Source organism: Streptomyces sp. NBC_01296, from assembly GCF_035984415.1.
Classification (GTDB): domain Bacteria; phylum Actinomycetota; class Actinomycetes; order Streptomycetales; family Streptomycetaceae; genus Streptomyces.
In genome coordinates, this window is sequence record NZ_CP130720.1 from 4850624 (window position 1) to 4867238 (window position 16615).

The following is a 16615-nucleotide window of genomic DNA, read 5'->3' on the forward strand; positions in this document are numbered from 1 at the left end:
CGCCGCCTTGATCCACTTGGCTCACGGAAAGTGACCCGTGAGCGTGCCACCCCGCCCCTTTCGGGCGGGGTGGCTTGATCTTGACGGGTCTCGGACACATCCCTCCTGTCAAGGCAGTGTCCTAAACACTGATCACTCGGTTAGATGAGTGTGGACACCAGAACGTCAGGGTTCGACGACCAGCCCGCGCTGAGCATGGTCAAGGTGCCGTGCGATCCCGCACAGGTCATCGTCAACCACGCCAGCTTCCGCGTGCGGCTCGCACCGAGCCCGAGCGCGCGTTCCAAGCCCGCGAACGCCCCCGGCCGCGTGCCCGTCCTCGGCGGCGCCGTGGTCGCCGCCGGTGCTGGCCGCCGCCGGGCCCCCGTCGTCTGGAGCGGCAAGTCCGCCCCCGGCGACACCGCCGCAATGGGCGGACTCATCCAGGCCGTACGCGAACACGGGCGCGGCTACGGCTACGACGACGGCGACGGGGGCACCACCCAGACCATCCCGCGCATCGACCTCGCCCGCGACCTGGCCGAGGACACCCTCGCCACGCCGACCGTCATCGGCCAGCGCACCTACGGAGACCCGGACGAGATCCGCCCGGCGGGCCCCGTGCGCGACCTCCCGTACGACGCCCGGTACGCGGGCGGCACCCCCTACGACAGTCACGACGGCTACGACGGCCACGGCGGCGGACCCGGCACCGACTCCCGCCGGGCCTCCTCCGACACCCGCGGGCAGGCCTCGTACTACCCCGGCCGGCGCATGAACCTCGGCGTCGTGCTGCTCCCGCTGCGCGTCTTCCTCGGCTTCATCTGCGTCTACGCCGGCATGGGCAAGCTGTGCGACCCCGTCTACTTCGACGGCGGCGAACGCGGCTCCATGGTCACCTGGCTCCGCACCCTCCACCCCTGGGCACTCGCCGAACCGCTGCGCGACTTCGCCCTCGCCCACCCCGTCGGGGCCGGGCTCAGCGTGGCCTTCCTCCAGGTCATCGTCGGCGTCCTGACCGTCCTCGGCCTGTGGCAGCGGTTCGCCGCCTGCATCGGCGCCCTGCTGTCCGCCGCACTCCTCATGACGGTGAGCTGGAAGACCGTCCCCGCCTACGACGCCCCCGACATCATCTACCTCGCCGCCTGGAGCCCGCTGATCATCGCCGGCGCCCCGGTCTACTCCCTCGACGGCCGTCTCGCCGGCGAGGCCTGGCGCACCCTCGGGCCCCGCTCCGAGATCTGGCGGCTGCGCCGGCGCGTCCTGCGCCGCGGAACCATCATGGCCACCGTCGTCTGCGGACTCACCCTGCTCATCGGCTCGCTCCTCGGCGGCGCCGTCCGCTCCACCACCGTGGTCACCGTGCCCGGACCCGGCCAGGCGCCCAGCAACTACCTGCCCGGCTCCCCGCTCCCGCAGGCCCCCGCCAAGCAGCAGCAACAGCAGCAGCAGAAGCCCACCGCCCAGCCCTCCAAGCCGGCCGAACCCACCGCCAGCGCCTCGGCGCCCGCCGCCAAGTCCGGGCGGGGCGGCACCGGTTCCACCGCCAAGGAGACCGCCGGGGCCGGCTCGCAGTCGCCCACCGCGACCCGCGGCTCCGGCAGCGGCCAGAACTCGGGCAGCACCCCCAGGCAGTCCACCCCGAAGCCGCCGTCCTCCAGCTCGGGCAGCGGCGGCAGCAGCGGCGGCGGCGACGCGCCGTCCAAGAAGCCCGGCCTCGTCGGCGGCCTCCTCGGCTGACGACGAGACGGGACGGAACGAAGCCGGGGCCGGCGCGCACACAGCGCGCCGGCCCCGGCTTCGTACGCGGACGGCCTCAGGAGCCGCTCTGCGCGGCCAACTCCCGTGCCGCCTCGGTCAGGTCCTTCGCCGTGTCGATCGCCCGCCAGTAGGCCCCCTGCGGCAGCGGAAAGCCCGCCAGCCGCCGCTCACGCGCCAGCCGCGGGAACGTCGTGCGCTCGTGATCGCCCAAATCCGGCAGCAGCGCCGCGAATTCGGGACCGAAGACGTACACGCCCGCGTTGATCAGATACGGCGACGGCGGCGACTCGATGAAGTCCAGCACCTGCCCGAACTCGTTGGTCTCCACCGCCCCCCACGGAATCCGCGGCCGCGCCAGCGCCAGCGTCGCCGTCGCCCCCCGCTCCGCGTGGAACGCCGCCATCTCGCGCAGCGAGAACCGCGTCCAGATGTCCCCGTTCGTCGCGTACCAGGCCCGGTCCGGATGCGGCAGGTGCCGGGCCGCGTACTTCAGCCCGCCGCCCCGCCCCAGCGGCTCCTCCTCCACCACGGTGGTCACCCGCAACGGCAGGTCCGCCTTGGCCAGCCAGTCCTGCAGCACCTCCGCGAGATGCCCGCACGACACCACGGCATCCGTCACCCCCTCCGCCGCCAGCCACGCCAGCTGGTGCCCGATGATCGGCACCCCGGTCCCCGGGATCTCCACCATCGGCTTCGGCCGGTCGTCCGTATACGGACGCAGCCGCGAACCCTGGCCACCCGCCAACACGACCGCCTGGACGGGCGCCTGAGCGAGGGAGGCCGGGTACGCGGCCGCGGAAACGGAGGAGCGGGACACGGGAGGTGCGTCGGTCATGGCCGTCAGCGTAGAGGCCCCGGCCCGGTGGAGTACGGCGACGCCCGTCAGCCCATCGAGGCGACGCCGGTCGCGTACGCGGTGTCGCACACGGGACGCGCGAAGGACTGCGCCTTCGTCGGACCGTACGCATCCACCGCGGCCCGACCCAGCGCCCGCGCGATCCCCACGCAGTGCTCGGCCAGCGACGGCCGCCGGTCCACCTCCCGCTGGAGGTGCGTCAGGACGTCACCGGGCGTCTCGCCCTGCTGGAGCTCACCCAGCAGCTTGTCGCGGAGCACGTCCTGTGCGGCGCGCGGCTTCGCGGGGACGGAGACGTCCTCGGCGGAGGCGGTCAGGATCTGGGAAGGGGTGTTGTCCGCCCAGGGGACCATCGTGACCGCGAGGGTCCCGGACAGGACCAGGACGACGGGCAGGACCAGGGCGAGGGAACGGCCGATACGGCGGGCAGTGTGGGTCACGAGGGCGAGAGTAGCGCTCGGTGAAGATCTGGCGACATTTAGTCACCCGGTCGGGGGATGGTTCGACGTGGCTTTTCGAATTAAGGGTTGACGAGTGGGGCTGAACGGCCCGGTCTGCCCGGGATGGTGCACGGGGGCGCCCCCGGCCGGGAGCGCCCCTGTTCCGTCCTGCCCGTGCTCGGGGTCAGTCGGAGAGCCGCTCACCCGACGACGTCGAGAACACGTGGATCTCGTCGGCCCGCGGCACCACGTGCAGCGTCGAGCCCTTCTCCGGCACCTGGCGGCCGCCCACGCGCACCACGATGTCCTGAGCGCCCGCGGCCTCGGTGGTGCGGCCGTAGACGTAGCCGTCGGCGCCGAGCTCCTCGACGACGTTGACGGTGATCGTCAGACCGCCGTCGCTGCCGATGTCGAAGTGCTCCGGGCGCACGCCGACCGTGACGGTGCGGTCGCCCGCGTCCGCGGCGGCGGACAGCGCCTCGCGCGACACCGGGACCACGGTCTCGCCGAACTTCACGCCGCCGTCGGCGATCGGGACCTCGACCAGGTTCATGGCCGGGGAACCGATGAAGCCGGCGACGAACAGGTTCGCCGGACGGTCGTACATGTTGCGCGGGGTGTCGACCTGCTGCAGCAGACCGTCCTTGAGGACCGCCACGCGGTCGCCCATCGTCATGGCCTCGACCTGGTCGTGGGTGACGTAGACGGTGGTGATCCCGAGGTCGCGCTGGAGCGCGGCGATCTGGGTGCGGGTGGACACGCGCAGCTTGGCGTCGAGGTTCGACAGCGGCTCGTCCATGAGGAACACCTGCGGCTTGCGCACGATGGCGCGGCCCATGGCGACGCGCTGGCGCTGGCCGCCGGAGAGCGCCTTCGGCTTGCGGTCGAGGTACTGGGTGAGGTCGAGCATCTTCGCCGCGTCCTCGACCTTCTTGCGGATGGTCGCCTTGTCCTCGCCGGCGATCTTGAGCGCGAAGCCCATGTTGTCGGCGACGGTCATGTGCGGGTACAGCGCGTAGTTCTGGAACACCATCGCGATGTCCCGGTCCTTGGGCGGCAGGTGCGTGACGTCGCGGTCGCCGATGCGGATGGCGCCGCCGTTGACGTCCTCCAGGCCGGCCAGCATGCGCAGCGAGGTGGACTTGCCGCAGCCCGAGGGGCCGACGAGGACGAGGAACTCGCCGTCCTCGATGTGCAGCTCGAGCTCGTCGACGGCGGGCTTGTCGCCGCCGGGGTACAGCCGGGTCGCCTTGTCGAAAGTGACAGAAGCCATGGTGATAGATCCCTTCTACCGGCAGGAACGTGCCGGACGATCCGAGTGGAAGGTCTAGTCCAGTAAGCAGGACTCCGCCCGACGCTACCCGCTGGCGCGGCTCCTGTCAGTACCCGGTCCCGGGTGACTTCCGCCATTGCCGGAGCCGTCCGCGGCACCCTGGAGGGCGGCTTCGGGCGCCCTGGGGGCGGGGCAATGTGATGGCCGGGGGGATGGGCCGCTGTGTAAAGTGAGGCCGGTTACGCCTCCTTAGCTCAGTCCGGCCAGAGCAACGCACTTGTAATGCGTAGGTCGTCGGTTCGAATCCGACAGGGGGCTCCGCTGACGGCCCAGCTCGGATCTCCTCCGGGCTGGGCTTTCGTGTTCCGGCGTCAGGCGGTGACATCCGGTTCCGCTCGGGGCGGCGCGCCTATGCGTCGGGCTCGGCGGCGGGCAGGGGCCACCGCTTGATGATCTTTGCCGGACGTTCCGGGGCCCGCCACACCTGAATGCGGATCTCCTCGCTCGTTTCGGGGCTCTCGTCGGAGTCGATGTCGGCCCGGTACGCCCGGCGAAACGCCGAAGGCCCCGGGCCGTCGCCCGGGCCTTTGGCGTTCTCGTGTCAGTGGCGGCCCGAGATGCGGTTCGCCAGGTGGGCCAGGGCGGTTGTGGCCGGGGCGTGGGTCGCGGCTTCGTGGCGGTCCGCCTCGCGGTAGGCCGCGTAGAGGGCCTGGACGCCGAGCCAGCGCAAGGGCTCCGGCTCCCAGCGGCGGACGCGGTGGTTGACCCACGGGAGGGTGGTCAGGTCCGTGGCGTCCCCCAGGACCAGGTCGCGCAGGGTGCGGGCCGCGAGGTTGGAGGTCGCGACGCCCGAGCCGACGTAGCCGCCGGCCCAGCCGAGGCCCGTCGTGCGGTCCAGGGCCACCGTGGCGCACCAGTCGCGGGGGACGCCGAGGACGCCCGACCAGGCGTGGGTGATCTCCACTCCGGTGAGGATCGGGAAGAAGGACGTCAGGAGTTGCGTCAGCGCCTTGATCGTCGACTGCTGGGTCGTGCCGTCGGTGTCCGTGCGCGAGCCGAAGCGGTACGGGACGCCGCGGCCGCCGATCGCGATGCGGTCGTCCGCGGTGCGCTGGGCGTACATGTAGGCGTGGGCCATGTCGCCGAGGGTGCAGGCGTCCGACCAGCCGATGCGGGACCAGACCTCGGGCGGCAGCGGGGCCGTCGCGATCATCGACGAGTTCATCGGGAGCCAGGAGCGCTTCTGGCCCTTGAGGGCCGCGGTGAAGCCCTCCGTGCAGCGCAGGACGTACGGGGCGCGGACCGTGCCGTACGGGGTGATGGCCCGGCGGGGGGCGATCTCGGTGACGGGGGTGGATTCGTGGATGACCACGCCGAGGCGTTCGCAGGCGGCGGCCAGGCCCTTGACGAGCTTGAGGGGGTGGATCCGGGCGCCGTGCGGGGTCCAGCCGGCGCCGACGGCGTCCGCGATGTCGATGCGGGCGCGGGTGTCGGTGGCGTCGTAGAGCTCGCGGTCGCTCTCGCCGAAGGCGAGTTCGGCGGCGTGGAAGGCCTTGAGGCGGCTGAGCTGGGCGGGGGTGCGGGCGACCTCGAGGACGCCGCCGCGGTGGATGTCGGCGTCGATGTCCTCCTTGGCCGCGACGCCGATGACTTCGGTGACGGTGTCGTTCATGGCCTGCTGGAGGCGGAGCGCGGCCTGGTGGCCGTGGAGTTCGGCGTAGCGGTCGCGTCCGGCGATGCCGTTGTAGAGCCAGCCGCCGTTGCGGCCGGAGGCCCCGTAGCCGCAGAACTTCTGCTCGAGGACGGTGACGCGGAGGTCGGGGGCGGCGGTCTTGAGGTAGTAGGCGGTCCACAGGCCGGTGTAGCCGCCGCCGACGATGACGACGTCGGCCGTGGCGTGGCCGGTGAGGGGGGCGCGGGGTGGCCGGGCGGGAGTGTGGTCCGTCGCGTACCAGAAGGAGATGCCGCCGTTGATCGTCATGGGGGAGTTGGTACACGGGGTTCCGGAGGGGTGTCCAGGTACCGGGTGCCGGGTTTTGGGGTGGGAGGGGTGGCCTTTTGGCTGATGTGGCGGGGGTGGTGGGGTCCCTAGGGTGACGGCGGGAGGTTTTGTCCTGGTACTGCGCGAGGTTCGAGGGGGCGGGTGGTGAGGTGCTGCTGGGGCCGGCGGCGCAGGGGCAGGTCAAGGTCGAGTACCTGCTGGCTTCGTTCCCGGACCGGGGCGGGGCCGGCGGTTTGGTGCGGGCCGTGAACGCGCTGCGGGCGTCGGCGGAGGCGGGGAGGTTCACGGACGGGCATCTGCCGGCGATGGCGGCGCAGGTGCCGGGGCTGCGCGGGGAGGCCTTCGACCGGGCGGTGGCGGAGCAGACGTACAAGGGGTGGGTCGGCGGGACGGCCTAGGCTCCCGGCATGATCCGTAGCGCCGTTGTCGAAGACGTCCCCGTCATCCACGCCATGATCCGCGAGCTGGCGGAGTACGAGAAGGTGCCGCACGAGGCGCGGGCCACCCAGGAGCAGTTGCGGGAGGCGCTGTTCGGGGCGCGGCCCGCGGCGTTCGCGCACATGGCGGAGACGGCGGACGGGGAGGCCGTCGGGTTCGCGGTGTGGTTCCTGAACTTCTCGACGTGGCGCGGGGTGCACGGGATCTACCTGGAGGACCTGTACGTGCGGCCGGGCGTGCGCGGTGGCGGGCACGGCAAGGCGCTGCTGGCGGAGCTGGCCCGGATCTGTGTGGAGCGCGGCTACGAGCGGCTCGAGTGGGCGGTGTTGAAGTGGAACGAGCCGACGATCGCGTTCTACGAGGCCTTGGGCGCGCGGCCGCAGGACGAGTGGTCGGTGTACCGGCTGACGGACGAGCCGCTGAGGAAGCTGGGCTCGGCGCAGGGCTGAGGCCGCTGCGCCGGGCCGCGGCGTGCCGTCAGCCGGTGATCTTGGCGGTGAAGGCGTCGAGGTTGGTGCGGGTGCGGTCGATCTTCTCGGGGAGGGTGAGGGTCTCCTCGTAGAGGCCGGCGCGCAGCTTGGGCTGTCGCTTGCCCCGGATGTAGAGGGAGCAGGCGAGGTCGGCGCAGACGTAGATGCCGACGGTGTTGCCCTCGCGGCCGCGGGCCCCGGCGAGGGGGGCGACGAGCAGGGAGACGCCGGAGGCGGCGTGGCCGGTGAGGCAGATCTGGCAGGCGCTGGACTTGAGGGCGCTCGTGCGGCTGGTGCCGGGGACGCGCAGGGTGATGCCGACGGGGGTGCCGTCGGCGTCCTGGCGTACGAGGTGGGCGCGCAGCGGGGCGCCGGGGTCCACCCAGCCGAGGAAGTCGAGGTCTTCCCAGGGGAGTTCGCTGAAGTCCAGCGGGAGCTTGAGGCGGGCTGCCTCGCCCTTGGTGCAGTTCACGAAGGACGAACGGATCTGTTTTTCGGTGAGCGGGTCCACGTCGGGGGACGGTACGTGGGGGTACGGGCCGCTGTCATCCGATATTACCGGCGGCGCGGGGGCTCCCCTCAGGGTTCGAGGACGACCTTGCCGGTGGTGGCGCGGGTTTCCAGGGCGTGGTGGGCGGCGGCCGCTTCGGCGAGCGGGTAGCGCTGGAGGGCGGGCCGGAGCCGGCCTGCGGCGGCTTCGGCGAGGGCGCGGGTTTCGAGGAGGCGCAGGGGGTTGTCGCCGCCGGCCCGTCGGAGCATTTCGGGGCCGAGGACGTTGTGGGTGGTGACGTTACGGGCGGCGAGGTCGGCGCGGTCGGTGTCGGTGAGGGGGATGGGGCCGCCGGACCAGCCGAAGACGATGTGGCGGGCGCCGGGGGCGAGGAGGCCGAGGGCGGCGCGGGCGGTGGGGCCGCCGACGGAGTCGAAGAGGACGGTGGCGCCGGCGGGGTGGTGCCGGCGTACGGCGTCGGTCCAGCCGGGGGCGGTGTAGTCGAGGGCGAGGTCGGCGCCGTTGGCGGCGGCGAGGGCCGTTTTCGCGGGACCGCCGGCGAGGGCGATGACGGTGGCGCCGGCGCGCAGGGCGTACTGGACGAGCAGGGTGCCGATGCCGCCGGCGGCGGCGGGGACGAGGGCGACGGAGTCCGGGCCGAGGTCGGCGAACTGGAGGATCCCGAGGGTGGTGCGGCCCGTGCCGATCATGGCGACGGCCTCGGCGGCGTCGAGGCCGGGCGGCAGGGGGTGCAGTCGGTCGGCGTCGGCGACGGCGTACTCGGCATACCCTCCGGGCGCGAAGCCGAGGTGGACGACGACCTGGCGGCCGAGCCAGTCGGGGTCGGTGCCGGGGCCGAGGGCGTCGACGGTGCCGGCGACCTCGCGGCCGGGGATGGTGGGCAGCTCGGGGAGGGCGGGGGCGGGGCCCTGGAAGCCCTGGCGGAGGGCGGTGTCGAGGAGGTGGACTCCGGCGGCGGCGACGGCGATGCGGACCTGGCCGGGGGCGGGTACGGGGGCTTCGGTGCGCTCGTGGACGAGGTTCTCGGCGGGGCCGAAGGCGTGGAGGCGGATGGCGCGCATGGTCTGCAGGGTGTCCATACGGACAGGCTCCGACCTGAAGCGCGGTTGAGGTCAAGGCTCTGCCGGCTGCCGTTGTCAGTGGCGCGGGGGACGATGGGGACATGGCGCGCAAGGGGCAGCAGGAGACGGTGAAGGCGGCGCGGCGGCCGGAGGTGCGGCTGCCGGAGCTGAGTGCGTGGGAGGGCGGCGAGCTGGAGCCGGACGGGGACTACGACGGGCTGGAGTTCGCGGACCTGGACCTCGTGGGGCAGGAGGGCATCGGGGCCCGGTTCATGGACTGCGCGCTGCGGCGGTGCGCGCTGGACGAGGCGGGGCTGGCGAAGGCGCGCATCCTGGACTCGGTGCTGGAGGGGGTCCGGGGGGTGGGGACGGATCTGTCGGGGGCTTCGCTGCGGGACGTGGAGCTGGTGGAGGCGCGCCTGGGCGGGGTGCAGCTGCACGGGGCGGTGCTGGAGCGGGTGGTGGTCCGCGGGGGCAAGATCGACTACCTGAACCTGCGGACGGCGCGGCTCAAGGACGTGGTCTTCGACGGGTGCGTGCTGGTGGAGGCGGACTTCGCGGGCGCGGTGCTGGAGCGGGTGGAGTTCCGCGGGTGCACGCTGCGGGGAGCGGATTTCACGGGGGCGCGGATGACGGACGTGGATCTGCGGGGGGCCGCGGAGCTGGACATCGCGCGGGGGGTGGACGCGCTGTCCGGGGCGGTGATCAGCCCGTCCCAGCTCTTCGACCTGGCCCCGGCCCTGGCGGCGCAGCTGGGCCTCAGGGTCCTGTCGTAGCCCCCGCGGGGGCCGCGCCCCGCCGGGGCTATGCCGGGACGCGGGGGAAGCGGGCCTGGAGGGTCCAGATGGTGGGGTTGTCGGCCAGGGTGTCGTGCATGTCGGTCAGGTCCGCGATCAGGTCGTGCAGGAAATCGCGGGCTTCGCGGCGCAGCAGGCGGTGGCTGAAGGTCAGCGGTTCCTCCTCCGGCGGCATCCAGTCGGCCTCGATGTCGACCCAGCCGAAGCGGCGCTCGAACAGCATCCGGTCGGTGGACTCGGTGAAGTCGAGCTCGGCGTACTGGCGGTTGGCGGAGCGGCTGCCGCGGGGGTCCTTGTCGAGCTGCTCGACGATGTCGCAGAGGGCCCAGGCGAAGTCCAGTACGGGCACCCATCCCCAGCCTGTGGACACTTCCCGGTCCTTGATGGTGTCGGCGAGGTAGACGTCCCCGCAGAACAGGTCGTGGCGCAGGGAGTGGACGTCCGCCGAGCGGTAGTCGGTCTGCGGGGGGTCCGGGAAGCGCCGGGAGAGGGAGTAGCCGATGTCGAGCACGTACCCGATGGTGTCACGGGTGCGCGGCCGTCCCCACCCCGGCGGTCGGCGGGTGCCGTCCCGGGCCGCTCTCGGCGGACGTCAGCGGACGTTGACGGCCGTCCAGGCGGCGGCGACGCGCCCGTACTCGACGCTGCCCGGGCCGTAGAGGTCGGCGGCGGCCCTGAGGGTGGCGGTGCGGGCGCGGGCGTAGTTGGTGGTGGAGGTCATGTAGGTGCTCAGGGCCCGGTACCAGATGCGGACGGCCTTGTCCCGGCCGATGCCGAGCAGCTTGGAGCCGTCGTAGGTGGGGGAGTCGTAGGAGATCTTGTTGATCTCCTTGAGGCCGCTGCCTTCGGCGAGGAGGTAGAAGAAGTGCCGGGCGGGGCCGGACGCGGCGTACGGGTCGAGGGTGCCGATGTCGCTTGACCAGTAGTCGCGGGAGTGGCCGTCGAGGCTGGGGTGGTCCATGCGGCGCAGGGAGCCGTCGGCGAAGACGCGTTCGCCGATGAAGTAGTCCCCGACGTCGGTGGCGTTGTCGGCGAAGAACTCGATCGAGGTGCCGAGGATGTCGGCGGTGCCCTCGTTGAGGGCGCCGGGTTCGCCGGAGTAGGTGAGTCCGGCGGTGGCGGCGACCACGCCGTGGGTGAGCTCGTGGCCGACGATGTCGAGGGTGGCGAGCGTCCGGCCGGTGGCGGGGTCGTCGCCGTAGTTGGCGCAGGAGCAGGACGGGTCCCAGAAGGCGTTGGGGTAGTTGCTGCCGTAGTGCACGCGGGAGGTGACACCCGTGCCGTCGCCGCGGATGCCGTTGCGACCGAGGACGCCCTTGTAGAAGTCCCAGGTGACGGCGGTGGCGTAGTGGGCGTCGACGCCGGCGGACTGGCGGTCGGCGGGGGCGCCGGTGCCGCCCCAGTCGTTGTCGGGGTCGGTGAAGAGGGTGCCGCCGCCGGTCTGGTTCATGGCGTCGAGGGTGCGCTGGTTGCCGCGGGTGGTGTCGCGGAGCTGGTACGCGCTGCCGGTGAAGTAGGTGGTGAGGGGAACGGTGCCGGCGTGCTGGCTGTGGCCGGTGCCGGTGCTGCGGGGGGCCGCAGTCGCAGCCGTGGCCGTGGCTGCGGTGACCGTCATGACGGCGACGGCGCCGAGGAGGACGGCGAGGCGGGTGCGGGGAGAGGACGTCGGGTGGGTCACTCGGGCTCCTTCGCGGTGGCCGGGGTGGCGGCGCGAGTGAGCGTGACAGGACGGCCCCTGGTTTTGGCAGGTCTGCGACAAGGATTTCGGGGATCTCCGCCGGGTTGTCCGAACAGCCCCCGCTCGGTGTCCGGAACCCGACGCCCTCGGGGCGGCAGCCCCCTCGGGACAGGGTGCGCCGTCGGGGCACGAGCTCCGTCAGGGCAAGGGCGGCCCCGTCAGGGCAGCAGGCGCTGTTCCTTGGCCACCGAGACCGCCCCCGCGCGGGTGTCCACGCCGAGCTTGTCGTAGATGCGGCCCAGGTGGGTCTTCACCGTGGCCTCGCTGATGAACAGGGCCCGGGCGATGTCCCGGTTGCCCAGCCCCCGCGCCAGCTGGCCCAGGATGTCCAGCTCGCGGTCCGTCAGCGTCGGGCGCGAGCCCCGCATGTGGGCCATCACGCGGCTCGCCACCGGCGGCGAGAGCGTCGTACGGCCCGCCGCCGCCGAGTGGATCGCGGAGAACAGCTCCTCCGGGCGCTCCGCCTTCAGCAGGTAGCCCGTGGCGCCCGCCGCGATGGCGCGGGTGACGTCCGCGTCCGTGTCGTACGTCGTCAGGACCAGGACGTGCGGGGGGTCGGTCACCGCCGTGATGCGGCGGGTGGCTTCGACCCCGTCGATGCCCTCGCCCAGCTGGAGGTCCATCAGCACCACGTCCGGGCGGAGCTTCGCCGCCAGGGCCACCGCCTCCTCGCCGCTGCCGGCCTCGCCCAGGACCTCGATGTCCGGCGTGCTGCCCAGCAGCGCCAGCAGGCCGGCGCGGACCACCGCGTGGTCGTCGCAGAGGAGGATCGTCGTCATCGGGCCGGTTCCAGTCGTCATCCGGTGGGCTCCAGGGGGATGGCCGCGGAGAGGACCGTGCCCTCGCCGGGGGCGGATTCGAGGGTCAGGGTGCCGCCGAGCTGGCGGACGCGGGCGCGCATCGCCGGGAGCCCGTGCCCGCGGTCGCCGGCCGCTCCGCGCGCAGGCGGCCGCGGCTCGGTGAAGCCCTCGCCGTCGTCCGCGACGTCGAGGACCACCTGGTCGCCCAGGAAGCTCAGGGTCAGGGCCGCGGTCCGGGCGTGCGCGTGCTCGCGGACGTTGGCCAGCGCCCCCTGCGCGATCCGCAGCAGCGCCGACTGGACGCGGTCCGGGAGCGGGGCGGGCGTGCCCTCCAGGTGGAAGCGGACCTCGATGTCCGGGCCCGCGTCGAGCGCGCGCAGCGCGTCCGCGAGGCCGCCGCCCCCTTCGAGCTCCGGCGGGGCCAGGTCGTGGACCAGCCTCCGTGCCTCCGCCAGCCCGCGCGCCGCGATGCCGGTGGCGGTACGGACGTGCGCGCGGGCGGTGGCCGGGTCGCTGTCCCAGGTGCGGTCCGCGGCCTGGAGCAGCATCTGCTGGCTGGACAGGTGCTGGGCGAGCGTGTCGTGGATCTCCATCGACAGCCGCTGCCGCTCGGCGAGGGTGCCCTCGCGGCGCTCGGTGGCGGCCAGCTCGCGGCGGGTGCGGATCAGATCGTCGATCAGCGCGCGCTGGGACTCGGCCTGACGCTCCATGTGGACGAAGACGGCGGTGGCCAGGGCCGCGATCGCGGGCGGGGCCAGCAGGAGGTTCGGGTCGAACTCCTTCGAGAGCTTGAGCTGGGCCGCCACCACGAACACGGTCAGCAGGGCCACGAGGACGATCGCCGCGCGGGCCGGCAGGGTGCGCAGGGCGGTGAAGAAGAGGGGGACGGCGCACCAGGCGAAGCTGGGCGCGAGGACGACCAGGACCACCCAGGTCGCCACCACCAGCCCGAGCCAGAGCATCCGGCGCACGGTGGGCGCGGCCCCGAGCGCGGGGCCGAGTACGTACAGCAGGGCCAGCACGATGCTGAGGGCGATGATCCACGGGGTGCTGGGCGAGCCGGGGTGGCGCAACAGGAAGCGGGCCACCGAGGCGCCGAGGAGCAGGAAGAACGCCGTGTGCATGACGGTCGCCAGGGTGCGCGTGTCGGCCTTCACCGGTGTGCCGGGTGCGCCCGGCGCACCCGGCGCCCGTGGCGGGGTGCGGCTCACGTGGCTCACGGCGGGCTCCCGGGTCGGTGTCTGGCTCCTCCATCGTGCCTGGTCGTACGCGATGGCGCCGACCAGCCAATCCGTACCCGTACCCGGTCCGCATCGACCGATCGGTTGACCCCGGGGTCAACCGGTGCGGCAGCCGTCGCGAGCCGGTACGGGGACCGGGGGGCGCCGGGTGCGGGCCCAGGCTTGGAGCAGCAGAACGAGCCGACGCACCCGGTCGACGCCGATGCCCGACGCCGACGCACTCAGCCGATGCACTCAGGAGCAGCAGACATGAACACCCGCACCCGCGTTCTCACCGGTACCGCCCTCGCCGTCGCGCTCGGCGCCGGGACCTTCGGCGCGGTCAGCGCCAGCGCCGCGCAGAACGAGACCGCCCCGGCCGTCGCCGCCAAGAAGGACGGCCAGCCGGACGAGAAGAACTTCACCACCACGACCCACCTCACCATCGACGCCGCCACCCGCGCCGCCCAGGCCGCGCTCGAGGCCGCGCAGAAGGAGAACCAGAAGGTGACGGTCGCGGTCGTGGACCGGGGCGGCAACACCATCGTCACCCTGCGCGGCGACGGCGCGGGTCCGCAGTCCTACGAGTCGGCGCAGCGCAAGGCCTACACCGCCGTGTCCTGGAACGCCCCGACCTCGGTGCTCGCGGGCCGCCTCGCCCAGGCCCCGAACCTGAAGGACATCCCCGGCACCCTCTTCCTCGGCGGCGGCACCCCGGTGCAGGCCAAGGGCGCCCCGGTCGCGGGCATCGGCGTGGCGGGCGCCCCGAGCGGCGACCTGGACGAGAAGTACGCCAAGGCCGGCGCCGACTCCCTGGACAAGTAGTCCCGGCACGCACTGCCCGGCGCGACCCGCGCGATCCGGTCCCCGGCGAAATCCGGCCCTCGTGGGAAACGACCCGAAGTACGACATCGGGCCCACATAGGATCGGGCGCGTGGATCACCGCGCTCTCTCCCGCCTCGCCGCCCCTGCAGCCGCCGCTGCCCTCCTGCTCGCCCTCACCACGGCGTGTACGGCCGGCACGGTGCAGGGGCGGCCCGGTGCGTCCGGGCTGCGCGACCCGTACTTCCCCAAGGCCGGCAACGGCGGCTACCAGGTCGAGCACTACGACCTGGACCTCGACTACGACCCCGCGGACGGGGAGTTGAACGCCACCGCCGTCATCACCGCCCGCGCGCAGCAGGGGCTCAGCTCCTTCAACCTCGACCTGAGCGGCCTGCAGGTCGAGGGCGTCACCGTGCAGGGCGAGGGCGCGCGGTTCAACCGGACCGGGCGGGAGCTGACGGTGCGTCCGGCGAAGGACCTCAAGAAGGGCGAGGTCTTCCGGACGGAGATCGACTACCACGGCAAGCCGAAGCCCATCACGGATGCGGACGGTGCCAAGGAAGGCTGGATCACCACCGCGGACGGCGCCGTCGGGGTCGGCGAGCCGATCGGGTCGATGGCCTGGTTCCCCGGGAACCACCACCCCAGCGACAAGGCCACGTACGACATCACCCTGACGGTTCCCAAGGGCTACGAGGCGGTGTCGAACGGCGAGTTGAAATCCCGCACCGACACCGCCGACGGGCAGACCGAGTTCGCGTGGCACAGCCCGGAGCCGATGGCGAGCTACCTCGCCACCGCCGCGATCGGCAAGTTCAAGGTGACCACCGGGCGCACCCCGTCGGGGGTCGCCCTCTACGAGGCCGTCACGCCCGCGGAGGCCGCCGCCGGCGGCCCGGCGCTGGCCCGGCTGCCGGAGATCGTGGAGTGGGGGAGCCGCCGGTTCGGCCCGTACCCCTTCGGCACCGCGGGGGCGATCGTGCTGCCGGCCGAGACCCTCACGTACGCGCTGGAGACGCAGACCAAACCCGTCTTCTCCGGCGCACCCGACGAGAAGCTGGTCCTGCACGAGACGGCCCACCAGTGGTTCGGCGACTCGGTGTCGCCGAAGTCCTGGAAGGACATGTGGCTCAACGAGGGCTTCGCGACCTACGCCGAGTGGCTGTGGTCCGAGGACCACGGCGGGACGACCGCCCAGCAGTACTTCGACGCGTTCCTCGCGGGCGACACCGCGGTGGACAAGGACGCCGACTCCGACTGGGACGCCTTCCCGCCCGCCGACCCGCCCAGCGCCAAGGACATCTCGGAGACTCCGGTGTACGTCCGGGGCGCGATGGTCCTGCAGCGGATCCGCCAGGAGGTGGGCGACGAGAAGTTCTTCGCCCTGCTGCGCGGCTGGGCCCAGGACCACCGGTACGGCAACGCGAGTACGGCCGATTTCACCGCGTACGCGGAGCGGACGACGGGGCACGACCTGAAGAAGGTCTGGGACGTCTGGCTGTACGGGGAGGGCCGGCCCAAGTAGGCCTTGCGCGGTCGGCCTACAGGGCCTTGCGCGGCACCGTGCAGTCGCGGCCGTGCTCGTGGTCCTGGGCGCGGCGCAGGGCGGTGTAGCCCCGGGACCGCCAGAACGCCAGGCCGGCGGGGTTGTTGAGGATCACCCGCCGAACCGTAGCGAAGCCCCCTCCCCGGACGGCCGGGAGGGGGCTTCGGCTACGGCGTTTGCGGCCGGTCGAGCTCAGGCTCGGCCCCAGGATCAGACGTTGACGCCGAAGTCCTGGGCGATGCCGGTCAGGCCGGAGGCGTAACCCTGGCCGACCGCGCGGAACTTCCACTCGGCGCCGTTGCGGTAGAGCTCGCCGAAGACCATGGCGGTCTCGGTGGCCGCGTCCTCGGAGAGGTCGTAGCGGGCGATCTCGGCGCCGCCGGCCTGGTTCACGACGCGGATGTACGCGTTGCGGACCTGGCCGAAGTTCTGGCTGCGGGCGTCGGCGTCGTAGATCGAGACCGGGAAGACGATCTTGTCCACGTCGGCCGCGAGCGTGGCGAGGTTGACGTTGATGGACTCGTCGTCGCCGGAGCCCTCGCCGGTGCGGTTGTCACCGGTGTGGACGATGCTCTGGTCCGGGGTGGACTTGTTGTTGAAGAAGACGAAGTGACCTTCGGAGACGACCTTGCCCATCGCGTTGACCGCGATGGCGGAGGCGTCCAGGTCGAAGTCGACACCGGTCGTCGTACGGACGTCCCAGCCGAGGCCGACCGTGACGGCGCTGAGGCCGGGGGCCTCCTTCGTGAGCGAGACGTTGCCGCCCTTGGACAGGCTTACTGCCATTTTGACTGGTGTCCCTTCCTCGTCGCATGGCCGCGAGATTGTGGCCAAGGTACCGCTGACCTTCATAACGCGGGGAGGGGGGCAGTAGGTTCCACTCCGGGATTCCCCCGC

Annotated in this window: 17 protein-coding genes and 1 tRNA gene; 7 read left to right on the forward strand and 11 right to left on the reverse strand. The window is 72.7% G+C overall.

The features are described from left to right. The first annotated feature begins 144 nt into the window (after positions 1-144). Entirely contained in the window at positions 145-1719 is a 1575-nt protein-coding gene (locus OG299_RS22055; RefSeq protein ID WP_327362371.1) for a DoxX family protein, read from the forward strand. A gap of 76 nt (positions 1720-1795) precedes the next feature. On the opposite strand, the gene OG299_RS22060 is transcribed toward OG299_RS22055, so the two are convergent. The 3 genes from OG299_RS22060 to OG299_RS22070 all read right to left on the reverse strand — a co-directional run bounded on the left by OG299_RS22060 (position 1796) and on the right by OG299_RS22070 (position 4309). Beyond that, on the reverse strand, positions 1796-2575 hold the full coding sequence (locus OG299_RS22060; protein ID WP_266628074.1) for a nucleotidyltransferase family protein: 780 nt from the start codon (positions 2573-2575) through the stop codon (positions 1796-1798). A gap of 47 nt (positions 2576-2622) precedes the next feature. Continuing rightward, positions 2623-3036 carry a hypothetical protein gene (locus tag OG299_RS22065; RefSeq protein WP_266628076.1) on the reverse strand — a complete coding sequence of 138 codons (414 nt, stop codon included), beginning with the start codon at positions 3034-3036 and terminating at the stop codon, positions 2623-2625. Between the two features lie 184 nt (positions 3037-3220). Then, complete coding sequence (locus OG299_RS22070) at positions 3221-4309, reverse strand: ABC transporter ATP-binding protein (protein WP_266628078.1); 1089 nt, start codon at positions 4307-4309, stop codon at positions 3221-3223. Between the two features lie 243 nt (positions 4310-4552). Between OG299_RS22070 and OG299_RS22075 the strand changes: the two genes are divergently transcribed. Continuing rightward, a tRNA-Thr gene (locus OG299_RS22075) sits at positions 4553-4627 on the forward strand. Between the two features lie 283 nt (positions 4628-4910). Here OG299_RS22075 and OG299_RS22080 read toward each other — a convergent pair. After that, entirely contained in the window at positions 4911-6290 is a 1380-nt protein-coding gene (locus OG299_RS22080) for an NAD(P)/FAD-dependent oxidoreductase (protein WP_266628080.1), read from the reverse strand. Positions 6291-6460: 170 nt separating this feature from the next. Here OG299_RS22080 and OG299_RS22085 point away from each other — a divergent pair, with 170 nt between their 5' ends. Further along, positions 6461-6709 (forward strand): hypothetical protein, encoded by a 249-nt coding sequence (locus OG299_RS22085; RefSeq protein ID WP_327362372.1) that lies wholly within the window; start codon positions 6461-6463, stop codon positions 6707-6709. Between the two features lie 9 nt (positions 6710-6718). Then, positions 6719-7198 carry a GNAT family N-acetyltransferase gene (locus OG299_RS22090; RefSeq protein ID WP_327362373.1) on the forward strand — a complete coding sequence of 160 codons (480 nt, stop codon included), beginning with the start codon at positions 6719-6721 and terminating at the stop codon, positions 7196-7198. A gap of 28 nt (positions 7199-7226) precedes the next feature. Here OG299_RS22090 and OG299_RS22095 read toward each other — a convergent pair whose 3' ends face one another. Both OG299_RS22095 and OG299_RS22100 read right to left on the reverse strand, forming a co-directional pair. Then, the gene (locus tag OG299_RS22095; protein WP_266628086.1) at positions 7227-7730 is read right to left on the reverse strand and encodes an FBP domain-containing protein; all 504 of its coding nucleotides are present in this window, start codon (positions 7728-7730) and stop codon (positions 7227-7229) included. A 68-nt stretch (positions 7731-7798) separates the two neighbouring features. Further along, positions 7799-8791 carry a zinc-binding dehydrogenase gene (locus OG299_RS22100; RefSeq protein ID WP_266633430.1) on the reverse strand — a complete coding sequence of 331 codons (993 nt, stop codon included), beginning with the start codon at positions 8789-8791 and terminating at the stop codon, positions 7799-7801. 101 nt (positions 8792-8892) lie between these two features. Here OG299_RS22100 and OG299_RS22105 point away from each other — a divergent pair, with 101 nt between their 5' ends. Next, positions 8893-9567 carry a pentapeptide repeat-containing protein gene (locus OG299_RS22105; protein ID WP_327362375.1) on the forward strand — a complete coding sequence of 225 codons (675 nt, stop codon included), beginning with the start codon at positions 8893-8895 and terminating at the stop codon, positions 9565-9567. Positions 9568-9595: 28 nt separating this feature from the next. On the opposite strand, the gene OG299_RS22110 is transcribed toward OG299_RS22105, so the two are convergent. From OG299_RS22110 to OG299_RS22125, 4 genes are all read right to left on the reverse strand, one after another. Next, positions 9596-10099 carry a hypothetical protein gene (locus OG299_RS22110; RefSeq protein ID WP_266628090.1) on the reverse strand — a complete coding sequence of 168 codons (504 nt, stop codon included), beginning with the start codon at positions 10097-10099 and terminating at the stop codon, positions 9596-9598. An 81-nt stretch (positions 10100-10180) separates the two neighbouring features. Next, positions 10181-11266 (reverse strand): M4 family metallopeptidase, encoded by a 1086-nt coding sequence (locus OG299_RS22115; protein ID WP_405702171.1) that lies wholly within the window; start codon positions 11264-11266, stop codon positions 10181-10183. Between the two features lie 218 nt (positions 11267-11484). Beyond that, the gene (locus OG299_RS22120; protein ID WP_323179052.1) at positions 11485-12126 is read right to left on the reverse strand and encodes a response regulator; all 642 of its coding nucleotides are present in this window, start codon (positions 12124-12126) and stop codon (positions 11485-11487) included. Beyond that, complete coding sequence (locus tag OG299_RS22125) at positions 12123-13346, reverse strand: sensor histidine kinase (RefSeq protein ID WP_405702174.1); 1224 nt, start codon at positions 13344-13346, stop codon at positions 12123-12125. The genes OG299_RS22120 and OG299_RS22125 overlap by 4 nt, the downstream gene beginning before the upstream one ends. 270 nt (positions 13347-13616) lie before the next feature. On the opposite strand from OG299_RS22125, the gene OG299_RS22130 reads away from it, so the two are divergent. Both OG299_RS22130 and OG299_RS22135 read left to right on the forward strand, forming a co-directional pair. Then, positions 13617-14171 (forward strand): GlcG/HbpS family heme-binding protein, encoded by a 555-nt coding sequence (locus OG299_RS22130; protein WP_266628092.1) that lies wholly within the window; start codon positions 13617-13619, stop codon positions 14169-14171. 110 nt (positions 14172-14281) lie between these two features. Continuing rightward, the gene (locus OG299_RS22135; protein ID WP_266628094.1) at positions 14282-15697 is read left to right on the forward strand and encodes a M1 family metallopeptidase; all 1416 of its coding nucleotides are present in this window, start codon (positions 14282-14284) and stop codon (positions 15695-15697) included. A gap of 231 nt (positions 15698-15928) precedes the next feature. Here the strand turns inward: OG299_RS22135 and OG299_RS22140 are convergent, their stop codons facing one another. Continuing rightward, positions 15929-16504 (reverse strand): TerD family protein, encoded by a 576-nt coding sequence (locus OG299_RS22140; protein ID WP_327362376.1) that lies wholly within the window; start codon positions 16502-16504, stop codon positions 15929-15931. Positions 16505-16615 lie beyond the last annotated feature (111 nt).